Here is a 13,220-nt window from a genome sequence, read left to right as displayed (position 1 = left end):
TTACGGGACTACCGATGCTATTCAACCAAGCCTCACGCCTGGCCAAGATCACCAGCCCGCTCGGGCCGGATGTGCTGCTGCTCAATGAAATGGGCGGCGGCGAAGAGCTGGGCAGGTTGTTCAACTATGAGCTGCGACTGACCTCTCTGGACGCCAACATCGACCTTAACCAGTTGCTGGGCAAGCCGATGAGCGTTGGCGTGCAGCTGGCGGACGGTGGCGAGCGGCACTTCCACGGCATCGTTGCGCGTTGCAGCCAGAATATCGACCAAGGCCAGTTCGCCAGTTATCAGGTGACCCTGCGCCCGTGGTTCTGGCTGCTCAGCCGCACCTCGGACTGCCGGATTTTCCAGAACCTGAGCATCCCGCAGATCATCAAGCAAGTGTTCCGCGACCTGGGTTTTTCCGACTTCGAAGACGCGCTGAGCCGCCCTTATCGCGAGTGGGAATACTGCGTGCAGTACCGCGAGACCAGCTTCGATTTCGTCAGCCGCTTGATGGAACAGGAAGGTATCTACTACTTCTTCCGCCATGAACAGGACCGTCATGTGCTGGTGTTGGCCGATGCTTATGGCGCCCACACCACGGTGCCGGGCTATGCGTCGATCCCGTACTACCCCAAGGACGAGCAGCAGCGCGAACGCGACCATATGCACAACTGGCACCTGGCGCAGGAAGTGCAGCCTGGGTCGCTGGAGCTTAACGACTACGACTTCCAGCGCCCCAGCGCCAGTATCGACGTGCGCTCGGCCATGCCGCGCCCGCACACCGCCGGCGACTACCCGCTGTACGACTACCCCGGCACCTACGTGCAAAGCGCCGACGGTGAGCACTATGCGCGCACCCGCATCGAAGCCCTGCAAACCCTGCATGAGCAGATCGAGTTCAACGGTAATGCGCGGGGCCTGGGCTCAGGCCATTTGTTCAGCCTCACCGGCTTCAGCCGCCAGGACCAGAACCGCGAATACCTGATCGTCGGCTGCCGCTATGCCATCGTCCAGGAAAGCCTGGAAACCGGCGGCGGCTCAGGGTCGGCGCAGTTCGAAAGCAGCCTCACCTGTATTGACGCCCAACAAAGCTTCCGACCGCTGGCCAGCACCTATCGGCCCATCGTCAAAGGCCCGCAGACTGCGCTGGTGGTCGGCCCCAAGGGCGAGGAAATCTGGACCGACCAGTACGGCCGCGTGAAGGTGCACTTCTACTGGGACCGTCACGACCAATCCAACGAAAACAGCTCGTGCTGGATTCGTGTGTCGCAGTCCTGGGCCGGTAAAAACTGGGGCTCGATGCAGATCCCACGGATCGGCCAGGAAGTGATCGTGAGCTTTCTGGAAGGCGACCCGGACCGCCCGATCATCACCGGCCGTGTCTACAACGCCGAGCAGACCGTGCCTTACGACCTGCCGGAAAACGCCACCCAGAGCGGCATGAAAAGCCGCTCCAGCAAAGGCGGCACGCCGGCCAACTTCAATGAAATCCGTATGGAGGACAAGAAGGGGCTGGAGCAGCTGTATATCCACGCCGAGCGCAATCAGGACATCGTGGTGGAGGTGGATGAAAGCCACTCGGTGGGGCATGACCGCAACAAGAGCATTGGGCATAACGAGACGGTGATGATTGGTAATAACCGCCTGCGCATCGTCAAGCAGGAGGACATTCTCTCGGTGGGCCAAAGGAAGACCGACAGCATCAGCCAGAGCTACGTGATTGAAGTGGGCGAGAACCTGCGGCTGGTCTGCGGCGAAAGCATTCTGGAGTTGAATGCCAGCGGCCAGATCAACCTCACGGGTGTGAACATCAGCTTCTATGCCAGCGGCGATGCCGAGTTTAATACCGGTGGCCTTCTGCACCTCAACAACGGCGGCGGCGCTGGCGCCACGCCCGATGGCCAAGGCGTCAAAGCCAGCATCGACGCCAATATCAAAGCCGCGTTCCCCACGCCTAAAAGCTCCTGACGAGACCTGTTTGCCATGACGTACCGAATCAACGAATTTCAGTTCCAGCTGCCGGCCGCAGAGTTGCAGGACGCGACGATCAATATTCTCAAGTTTCCCGAGCTGGGCACTTCTTTGATCGTCAGCCGCAGCTTGCTGGCCGAAGGCGAAACGTTGCACAGCAACTTCGACGACCAACTCAAGCGCCTGGAAAAACAGGTGCAGGATTTGCGCTGCCAACCCAGCGTTACCGTGAGCCTGGGCGCCGCTCAAGAGGTGGAAGGTATCGAGTTGCGCAGCCAGTTCAACAAGGGCAATGACAAGGTGTTCCAGTATCAGCTGGCGCTGGTGTTGCCGGGTACGCGCAAGATGCTCGCCTTGAGTTATGTGAAGGCCGAAAAGCTAGGCGATGCCGAGGCTGCGCACTGGGCATTGATCAAAAACTCGTTGTCGTTCGACGCTATTTCTTGATGAGCCGCCTGCATGTCTGACGCGTTATGGGCAGCCCGGATGGGCGATGCGCTTTCCCACACCTCGATGATGGCGGACATCCTCGGCGGTGTGCTGGAAGTGGCGGCCAATATCGCGATCACGGCGGTGGCGACGGCGGCCGTGGTTGCGGCCACCGGCATTACCGTGGTCACCGGTGGCCTCGGCTGCTTCCTGCTGGGTGCGGTGGTGGGCACGATTGTTGGCCTGGCCATGAGCAAAAGTGGCGCGGACAAAGGGCTGACCAAGATATGCGATGCCTTCAGTAACGCCCTGTTTCCGCCCACGGTGCAGGCGAACATTCTCACCGGTTCCACCGACACCCTGACCAATAACATGCCTGCGGCTCGTGCGGCCGGGGCGATCAGTTCCCATGTCACACCGGCCGGTACCGAGCTGGAAGCGCCCGAACCGGAACCCGAAGCCAGTTATCTGGACATGGCCGCAGGTTTCTTTTCGCAGATGTGGCGCCCTACCGTCGCCACACCTGCGCCGGGTGCCGTGCCCAAGCCGCTGGACCTGGTGGTGTGCATGAAGCACCCGCCCATGCCGCCGCAGTTTCTGGCCGAAGGCTCGGATAAGGTCACGATCAACGGCCAACCCGCCGTGCGCAGTGGTGATCGCAGTACCTGCGATGCGACGGTGGTGTCGTCCGGGCTGATTTCCTCCAACGTGACCATTGGTGGCGGTTCGGTGGTGGTGCGTGAGATTCGCAGCGGCAAGACGCCTGGCGTCGGGTTGGCGGTTACAGCGCTGTTGATGCTCAAGGGTGGCAAGGGCAAGTTCTTCAGCAAGTTGCCATGCATGTTGGTCAGCGGCGCGACGTCGATGGCCATCAGCAGCGCGATGGACGCTGCGGCCAACGCCGCGATGGGCTCGTCGAACCCGGTGCATGCCGCGACGGGCGCGAAGGTACTGGGCGGTGTCGACGACCTGGATTTTGTGCTGCCCGGCATTCTGCCTATCGACTGGCAGCGCTTCTACAACAGCCGTGATGAACGCCAGGGCAGCCTGTTTGGCGTCGGTTGGAGCGTGCCCTACGAAGTATGCGTCGACATTCAGCCGCATCCCGAGGGCGGCGAAACGCTGGTCTATACCGACGAGCAGGGCCGGCCCATCGACATGGGCACCATTCCCTTGGGCGGCGCAGTGTTCAGCGCCGGTGAAGGGCTTGCGGTGCGACGACACCTCAATGGGCAGTTGCTGATCGAAAGCGACGACGGCATGTACCGCTTGTTCGAAGCTGCGCCAGCGAACCCGTCGCAACTGCGTCTGAGCCAACTGGGTGATCGTAACGACAACCGTATCTATATCGACTATGACGAAGCGGGGCGCCTGGTGCGTCTGCGCGATACGTTCGATCTGGTGCAGGTTGAGCTGATCCGTGATCAGGGCCATGTGAACCGCATTGAACGCCTGTACCCGGAACAACGTCGCGAAGTGCTGGTGAGCTATGGCTACGACGCGGCAGGCAATCTCGCGCAAGTGCGTGATGCAACCGATCAAGTGCAGCGGCGTTTTGCCTACGATGCCGGGCGCCGAATGGTGGAGCATCAATTACCCACCGGATTGCGCTGTTTCTATGAGTGGGCGTTGATCGAAGGCCTGGAATGGCGCGTGGTTCGGCATTGGACCGATGAGGGCGACGCTTACCAGTTCGACTATGACCTGCAGGCTGGCCTCACGCGCATCACCGACGGCCTGCAGCGCGTGAGTACGCGGTACTGGAACACTCAGCATCAGATCATTCAGTACAGCGACAACCTTGGCCAGACCTGGCTGTTCGAGTGGAATGACGAACGTCAGTTGCTCAGCGCGACTGATCCTCTGGGTGGGCGCTATGAGTACAGCTACGATGAGAGCGGTAACCTCAGTACATCCAGTGACCCCTTGGGCCGTATTGAATCCGTTTTATGGCTGGAACATTGGTCTCTTCCACTGGTTGAAACCGATAGTGCCGGCAGCAGTTGGCAATACGAATATAACGCCAGCGGCAATTGTGTCCGCGAAACAGACCCGCTGGGTCTCGTCACTCGCTACCGTTATAACGCTGGTGGCCAGATCGTAGAGATTGTCGACCCCGCAGGTAAAAGCAACACCTTGCGTTGGAATAAATACGGGCAGCTGTCAGAGCATATCGACTGCTCAGGTTACTCAACAAAGTTCAACTACGACCATCGCGGTTATTTACAGACCATCACCGATGCGCTCGGCGAGCGCACGACTTACCTGCATGACGCTCGCGGGCGTCTGCTGCATTATCAGCTGCCAGATGGTCGCGTTGAAGAATACCTGCGTGACACAAGTGGCCAGCTCACCCAACACATCGATGCGGCCGGCCACACCACCGCCTATCAATACGATGGACGTGGGCAAGTTCGCCAACGCATCGACGCCCACGGACGCCACGTTCAATTTAACTATGATGCCTATGGTCGTCTCCAGGCACTGACCAATGAAAATGGTGAACAGTATCGATTTATCTGGGATGCGGTCGACCGAATCGTCGAGCAACAAGACCTGGATGGCAGCGCCCGACGCTATGCCTACGACGGATTAGGCAATGCCATTCTCGAGTCCCATATACCCGCCCCCTATGGTTCTGGACTGGCACTTGTACCCGATACACCAATAGATCCCATCACTCATCATTTGGAACGGGACGCCGCTGGCCGATTGATCCGAAAAGTAACGGCCGATGGTCGAACCGACTACACCTACGACAGCGTCAACCAACTTACCGTTGCCACATTCACAGATACCCGAGGCTGCGAGCAAAGCCTGTCATTTACTTACGATGCTGTCGGCCAATTGCTGGAAGAACAAAGCTCAGCAGGCAGCCTGCGTCATCACTACGACGAACTGGGTAACCTGATACAAACGCAATTGCCCGATGGGCGCCATATCAACCGTCTCTACTACGGAAGTGGTCATCTGCACCAACTGAACCTCGATGGTCAGTTGATCAGTGATTTCGAGCGGGACCGGCTGCATCGTGAGGTTCTGCGTACTCAGGGACACATTACTACGCGGAGCGAGTATGACCGTGGTGGGCGCCTGCGTTCGCGCATACTGCGCAATGCCGACCAGCCAACACTGCTACCGCCCAGAATACAGAAGCAGTTCAATTACGACGCCAACGACAATCTGATCACCCGCATTGACCGTACGCCGGTTGCCAGTCGTCAACAATTGCTCCACTACGATGCGACGGGACGTATTGTCGCCAACCAAGACAACCTTCAGGGGCTGAGCGAAACGTTTGCCTACGACGCTGCCGCCAACTTGCTGGACGGTCCCCAGCCCGGTGCAGGGCTGGTGGTACATAACAAACTACTGACCTATCAGGACAAACGATATCGCTACGATGCCTTCGGTCGAATGGTAGAGAAGCGTACCGGTAGTCATCGAGTGCAACGCTTCTTTTATGATGCAGAGCATCGTTTGATTGAAGTTCACAACATCAACGGAGTTCAAGAAACTGTCGTCAAAATGTGCTACGACCCCCTCGGTCGAAGGACACTAAAAACTGAACATGACATCCGAGGGTTTCCACTAGGCGAGACCTATTTCATCTGGGACGGATTGCGGCTGCTTCAAGAGCAAAAGAACAGTCTGAACAGCCTGTACCTCTATGGAACAGACAGCCATGAGCCGCTTTCACGTGTGGATGGTGTGGGTGCCCAACAGAAAATTCGGTATTACCACAATGATCAGAACGGACTGCCCGAACAACTATCGGATGCCACGGGTAATATCGTCTGGCATGCTCGTTATCGGGTTTGGGGCAATACCATTGAAGAGGTTCGTGAGCCTCACTACATCGAAGAGCAGAATCTGCGATTCCAGGGCCAATATTTGGATCGCGAGACAGGCCTGCACTTCAATACCTTTCGTTTCTATGATCCGGATATTGGGCGATTCACCACACCAGACCCCATCGAGCTATTGGGGGGAATCAACCTTTACCAATACGCTCCCAACCCTTTAGGGTGGATAGATCCTTGGGGCTGGTCATGCCACGGCAACTCGAGAAAAAGCCGCAAGGCACAACACGGCTATGAAGTCGTAGACACGCGCACCGGAAAAGTTGCGAAGACCGGTGTGAGTGGCGGCAGAATAAAGAAAAATGGAAAATCGGCGCGAGCCGAAAAACAGGTTAGAGACTGGAACGCAGAACCGGGTAATACGGGACGGTATGAGTCCAGAGTAATCAAAAAGGTGCCGGCTGGCCCCGGCGCTCGGTGGAAAATCGAGCGTTGGGAGCAACGAAATGCGAACCGCCGCAGGCAGGAATTAGACCCAGCGAGGCATTCAAGGCCATGATTTTAAAAGAAGTGTATCTGTACCCGGACTTGACCGAATACAGCGACGAGATCATTCATCCGTTCCGCGATCAAAGCCGGTCTGTCTGCAATTTCCTGGAACGCCATTTGAGCGCCCAAAAATTCGAGGCGGTGGGCTTCAAAAAAATTTGTTTTGTCGGAACCAGACAAACTACGCAGGAGGTCTACGTGAACTCCAGCAGCGCACTCATTGTGCCGGTGACTATGGACGAGGTCGCCTATAAAAACTGCGTAACGTCCGACGAACTCAATGAGTTTTTTATAAGCCTGCTGTTGAATGGGTTGGCAAAAGCGATAAAGCACATAGCGCTTCCTGTCGCCCTATTCAAAGACACCCTTGATGAGTTTCGCCGTAACCACTTTAAAAACGAGTGGGTTTTCAAGAGTAAAAAAATAAAAAACCCTGCGTGTACCTGCGTACTTGAATGCCGCCTGACAATCGATTTTTTCTTATTGAGTTTTAAAGTTTTGAAGAGCAACACCTGTGTGCTCGACAAAGAGATCTTGCGAACAGCTCCCGATGAAGTGGTCTTCCTTCCTTACCTAAAGGATATCAAGGAAGAAAACGGAAGAATAAAAGTCATCGACAAGTCAGGCATGCCGTTTTACACCACCACCGCTGCCAGCCTCGATAAGCTATGACGCACGTAGTCCGCAACATCATGTTTAACTCAGAGTTCGATCAAGCATTAAAGCGTCAGCACACACCGATATTCGCCCAATAAAAAGTATGGGGACAGATTATTTCCGGCTCGTTCAAGCATCATAATTCATCCCCTTTTTCGCCGTGAAGAGTACCGCGTGGTAGCGACCGTCAATAACGAAGGGGTGAGCATGCTCAACGACCATAAGGACATTTCTACCGTTGACTATAAAGAGACGGGCCTCAAAGATGGCGTACTCTCCAAGACCAATGAGCCCAAGGCAAAAGGTGTAGGTTTTCGGATACTCGACAAATTCAACAAAACCATCACCTCTTTTCGCGTCGAGAAAAAAGGGGCGAACGGAAAGTGGAAGACCTGCGGATAACGACAAAATGGATCTCTTCAATCTCATTTCATACAAGCTTGAAAGTTTCCTGAACATCCGGCCAGTTCCTCAGTCACTGGGCGTTATTTTTTATCAGGAAGACGAACCTTTATTACTCTCCGCTGCCGCCAAGAAAAGCAATGGAACAACGCTTTATGTGAGCCGTTGGCACGATCTTTTTTCCGCGAGCGCTTTTGAAAAAGCCATGTCGAAACAGGGATTTACGGAGGCGGACTGCTATGCCCTTCTACTCGTCCTGTCTCGCTTTGGTCATTTGTTGGACATCGACAATCGTCAACGCACTAATAAAGACTATTTTATTTTCTTCTATCTGATCCAACTGATCAGTCTAAAAAATAGCCCTATCGATGAGGACGCGGCGTTCAGGAACCACATGCTCACGTTCCTGCTTTTTGAATTGAGCATTGATGACGAGGTATATCGCAGGTTCAGTATCAAGGATAACCAGCTGCTGATGGTGACCGAGGCTTTTGGATCTATAGCACTGCTGGACCTGATTAACGTGATATACAAGACGATTAAAGCAGACACCAGAAAAGAACATGCACTGCTGAGCACCTTGAAAACGTTCCAGACAAACATCGTTAAACTATTGGTTACGCCGGACAATAAAAATTATCGCTTGAATTTTAATGATCGTTATAGCGAGCTCATGTATCCCGACGTGTTCCTGTATACCTATACCCACCACAGGCAGCAGGCTTTTGAAGCCTTGGTCGATACCGTCAACCCACTTCAATCAACCGAAAACCTTTTCGTTTCCAGTATTATTTTGATGAATTATGCTTTTTATATCCTGCGAACCCGCCCACGAGAGATTCTGAAGCTAAAAAAATTCGTCGATGATGATGCGCTATTCGGCAAACTGCTGGAAGCCGTGATCAAGCGTCGAATGGCCGTTACTAAAGTGCAATTTGAAAAGATTCCAACAGGCCACGATCTGTCACTGATAAACGATAAGCAAACCTCCTTCTACAATATTTTGTACAGTCTTTAACCTATATGTCTGACGCGTTATGGGCAGCCCGGATGGGCGATGCGCTCTCCCACACTTCGATGATGGCGGACATCCTCGGCGGTGTGCTGGAGGTGGCGGCCAATATCGCGATCACGGCTGCGGCGACGGTTGCCGTGGTGGCGGTCACCGGTATCACCGTCGCCACAGGCGGGCTTGGGTGCATCCTGCTCGGCGCGGTGGTGGGCACGATTGTCGGCCTGCTGATGAGCAAGAGCGGAGCAGACAAAGGGCTGACCCATTTATGCGACGCTTTTAGCAACGCCCTGTTTCCGCCCACGGTGCAGGCGAACATTCTCACCGGCTCCACCAATACCCTGACCAACAAGATGCCAGCCGCCCGCGCTGCGGGAGCAATCAGCTCCCATGTCGAACCGGCCGGTACCGAGCTGGAAGCCCCCCCGCCCGCACCGGAACCCAGCTTCCTGGACATGGCCGAGGGGTTCTTCTCGCAGATGTGGCGCCCTACCGTTGCCACACCTGCGCCAGGCGCTGTGCCCAAGCCGTTGGACCTGGTGGTGTGTATGAAGCACCCGCCCATGCCGCCGCAGTTTCTGGCCGAGGGGTCGGAAAAAGTCACGGTCAACGGCCAACCCGCCGTGCGCAGTGGTGATCGCAGTACCTGCGATGCGACGGTGGTGTCGTCCGGGCTGATTTCCTCCAACGTGACCATTGGTGGCGGTTCGGTGGTGGTGCGTGAGATTCGCAGCGGCAAGACGCCTGGCGTCGGGTTGGCGGTTACGGCGTTGTTGATGCTAAAGGGTGGCAAGGGCAAGTTCTTCAGCAAGTTGCCGTGCATGTTGGTCAGCGGCGCCACTTCGATGGCCATCAGCAGCGCGATGGGCGCTGCGGCCAACGCCGCGATGGGCTCGTCGAACCCGGTGCATGCCGCGACGGGTGCGAAGGTATTGGGCGACGTCGACGACCTGGATTTCGTGCTGCCGGGTATCCTCCCGATTGACTGGCAGCGCTTCTACAACAGCCGTGATGAACGCCAGGGCAGCCTGTTTGGCGTCGGCTGGAGCGTGCCCTACGAGGTGTGCGTCGACATTCGGCCGCATCCCGAAGGCGGAGAAACGCTCGTGTATACCGACGAGCAGGGCCGGCCCATCGACATGGGCGCCATTCCGTTGGGCGGCGCAGTGTTCAGCCCGGGCGAAGGGCTTGCGGTGCGGCGACACCTGAATGGGCAATTGCTGATCGAAAGCGACGACGGCATGTATCGTTTGTTCGAGCCGGCCCCCGCAAACTCGGCACGACTGCACCTGAGCCAACTGGGTGATCGTAACGACAACCGTATCTATATCGACTATGACGAAGCCGGACGTTTGGTGCGTCTGCGCGACACGTTCGATCTGGTACAGGTTGAGCTGATCCGCGATCAGGGCTATCTGAGCCGCATCGAACGCCTGTACCCGGATCAACGTCGCGAAGTGCTGGTGAGCTATGGCTACGACGCGGCGGGCAATCTGGTGCAAGTGCGTGATGCAACCGATCAAGTGCAGCGGCGTTTTGCCTACGATGCCGGGCGCCGAATGGTGGAGCATCAATTACCCACCGGATTGCGCTGTTTCTATGAGTGGGCGTTGATCGAAGGCCTGGAATGGCGCGTGGTTCGGCATTGGACCGATGAGGGCGATGCTTACCAGTTCGACTATGACCTGCAGGCTGGCTTAACGCGCATCACCGATGGCCTGCAGCGCGTGAGCACGCGGCACTGGAACACTCAGCACCAGATCACTCAATACAGCGACAACCTCGGCCAAACCTGGCTGTTCGAATGGAACGACGAACGTCAGTTGCTCAGCGCGACTGACCCGCTGGGTGGGCGCTATGAGTACAGCTACGATGATAGCGGTAACGTAATTGGCGAAACCGACCCGCTGGGCCGCAGTGATTCGACCTTGTGGCTGGAGCATTGGGCTTTACCGCTGGTGGAAACCGACGCCGCCGACAACAGTTGGCAGTATCGCTACGACCCTCGCGGCAATTGCATCGCCGAGACCGATCCGCTGGGCTATATCACCCGTTACCGCTATGACGCCCACGGCCAGCCAGTAGAAATCATTGATGCCACTGGCAAAAGCAAACAACTGCGCTGGAATCCGTTTGGGCAGTTGGTCGAGCATATCGACTGCTCGGGCTACCCGACGCGTTTCAGCTACGACGACCGTGGCTATTTGCAGGTCATCACTGATGCCTTGGGTGAACGCACGCAGTTCAGCTACGACGCCCAGGGGCGTTTGCTCAGCAGCCAATTACCGGATGGGCGCACCGAGCAGTATCAGCGCGACGCCAGCGGGCAGTTGGTGGGCTACACCGATCCCGCCGGGCACACCACACTCTATCAACACAACCGGCGAGGCCAGGTACGCCAGCGCACCGACGCCCATGGGCGGCAGGTGCAATTTGGTTACGACAGCTACGGGCGGCTGCAAGCGCTGGTCAATGAGAACGGTGAAAGCTATCGGTTTGCGTGGGACGCCGGTGACCGGCTGACCGAGCAGCAAGACCTCGACGGCAGCGCCAAACGCTACGACTACGACTTGCTCGACAACATCACGACGGTGACTGCGCTTGCCGCACCTTATGGCAATGGACTGGCGGTGGTGCCCGAGACGCCACCGGCGCCCATCGTTCACCGGCTTGAGCGTGATGCAGTTGGCCGACTGGTCGCCAAAACCACCGACGATGGCCGCACCGACTACCGCTACGATGCGGTAGATCAGCTCACGGCTGTGACCTTCACTGATCTGCAAGGCAACGCCCAGGCGCTGGGTTTCGCCTACGACGCCCTCGGCCAGTTACTTGCCGAACAGAGTGCCGGTGGCAACCTGCAACATCACTACGACGAACTCGGCAACCTGATCCAGACCCAGTTGCCGGACGGCCGCTGGCTCAACCGCCTGTACTACGGCAGCGGCCACCTGCACCAGATCAACCTCGACGGCCAGGTCATCAGCGATTTCGAGCGAGACCGCCTGCACCGCGAAGTGCTGCGCACCCAAGGCCAGCTCAGCACCCGCAGCGAATACGACCGCAGCGGCCGCCTGCGCTCACGTCAGCGCCGCCTGAACAGCCAGCCAACGCTGATGCCCGCAGCGGCGCAAAAGCAGTTCGAATACGACCCCGCCGACAACCTGATCGGCAAACTCGACCAACAACCCGCGGCGCAACATCGCCAACTGCTGCACTACGACGCCACCGGCCGCATCATCGCCAGCCAGGACAGCCTGCACGGGCAGCGCGAAACCTTCGCCTACGACGCCGCCGCCAACCTGCTGGATGGCCCGCAAGCGGGTGCCGGGTTGGTGGTGCATAACAAGCTGCTGACGTATCAGGACAAGCGTTATCGCTACGATGCGTTTGGGCGGATGATTGAAAAGCGCAGCGCCAAGCGAGGGGTGCAGCGGTTTGCGTATGACGCTGAGAGCCGGTTGGTTGAGGTGCGTAATGACGATGGTAGCGTGGTCAGGATGGTGTATGACCCGCTAGGCCGTCGGATAGAAAAAACCGAGCATGGCGGTGATGGATATCCACTGGGGGAAACGCGGTTTACCTGGGACGGCTTGCGGTTATTGCAGGAGCATAAGCACAGTCAAACAAGCCTGTACGTCTATGAAGATGAAGGCTACCAACCCTTGGCTCGCGTTGACGGTGCCGGGCCGTTGCAGAAGATTCGTTACTACCATAACGACCTGAATGGGTTGCCGGAGCAGCTGACAGAGATGGATGGCCACATGCTCTGGCAGGCGACTTATCGGGTGTGGGGCAACACGCTGGAAGAGGTGCGTGAGCCTTATTACATTGAGGAGCAGAACCTCAGGTTTCAGGGGCAGTATCTGGACCGGGAGACGGGGCTGCATTTTAATACGTTCAGGTTTTATGATCCGGATATGGGACGGTTTACGACGCCGGATCCGATTGGGTTGCAAGGTGGCCTGAATCTCTACTTGTACGGCGCAAATCCCTTTACTTGGAGCGATCCACTAGGCTGGGTTCAAACACCGCTGAACAAACCTGGTTTTTATGTATACGGACTCTACGCCCCCAATGCCAAAACACCGTATTACATTGGTCACACAGAGCAACTTCCCGCCGCACGTGAAAAACAGCACGACAGGTCCACACGTCTCGGAAAAGGGGAGCTTAGAGTGTTGAAGGGCCAGGATGGCAAGATGACTTACACTCAAGCCAAGGGCTATGAACAAGCGTATCGCGAGAAATATAAAACGAAGGGCAAATTCCCAGGCAACGTCATTGAACCCATTAATAAAGGCCGCACTGATGCGCGTGGAAAATCTCACTATAAAAACTATAAAGTTGCGGCGAAGGCGCTGGGCCTCAAACCAAGCAAAGTCAAATCCTGTACATAAATGAGGCCAT

The 13,220-nt window shown here is 56.7% G+C and carries 7 protein-coding genes; all 7 read left to right on the top strand.

Annotated features, from left to right (window positions below):
* Positions 1–14 precede the first annotated feature (14 nt).
* On the top strand, positions 15–1,955 hold the full coding sequence (locus tag HBO23_RS04325) for a type VI secretion system tip protein VgrG (protein WP_099550246.1): 1,941 nt from the start codon (positions 15–17) through the stop codon (positions 1,953–1,955).
* Between the two features lie 15 nt (positions 1,956–1,970).
* The gene (locus HBO23_RS04320; protein WP_017135816.1) at positions 1,971–2,405 is read left to right on the top strand and encodes a DcrB-related protein; all 435 of its coding nucleotides are present in this window, start codon (positions 1,971–1,973) and stop codon (positions 2,403–2,405) included.
* 12 nt (positions 2,406–2,417) lie between these two features.
* Complete coding sequence (locus HBO23_RS04315) at positions 2,418–6,749, top strand: RHS repeat-associated core domain-containing protein (RefSeq protein ID WP_170036682.1); 4,332 nt, start codon at positions 2,418–2,420, stop codon at positions 6,747–6,749.
* Positions 6,746–7,411, top strand: coding sequence for a hypothetical protein (locus tag HBO23_RS04310; RefSeq protein WP_169988100.1), 666 nt, complete (start codon positions 6,746–6,748; stop codon positions 7,409–7,411). The genes HBO23_RS04315 and HBO23_RS04310 overlap by 4 nt, the downstream gene beginning before the upstream one ends.
* 159 nt (positions 7,412–7,570) lie before the next feature.
* Positions 7,571–7,798 carry a hypothetical protein gene (locus HBO23_RS04305; protein WP_017135812.1) on the top strand — a complete coding sequence of 76 codons (228 nt, stop codon included), beginning with the start codon at positions 7,571–7,573 and terminating at the stop codon, positions 7,796–7,798.
* Between the two features lie 7 nt (positions 7,799–7,805).
* Positions 7,806–8,816, top strand: coding sequence for a hypothetical protein (locus HBO23_RS04300; RefSeq protein WP_170036680.1), 1,011 nt, complete (start codon positions 7,806–7,808; stop codon positions 8,814–8,816).
* A 5-nt stretch (positions 8,817–8,821) separates the two neighbouring features.
* Positions 8,822–13,210, top strand: coding sequence for an RHS repeat-associated core domain-containing protein (locus HBO23_RS04295; protein ID WP_170036678.1), 4,389 nt, complete (start codon positions 8,822–8,824; stop codon positions 13,208–13,210).
* The last annotated feature ends 10 nt before the right edge of the window (positions 13,211–13,220 follow it).

The sequence above is a fragment of the Pseudomonas sp. WS 5532 genome (assembly GCF_012985445.1).
Lineage (GTDB): Bacteria > Pseudomonadota > Gammaproteobacteria > Pseudomonadales > Pseudomonadaceae > Aquipseudomonas > Aquipseudomonas edaphica.
This window is presented reverse-complemented; position numbering and strand designations above follow the sequence as displayed.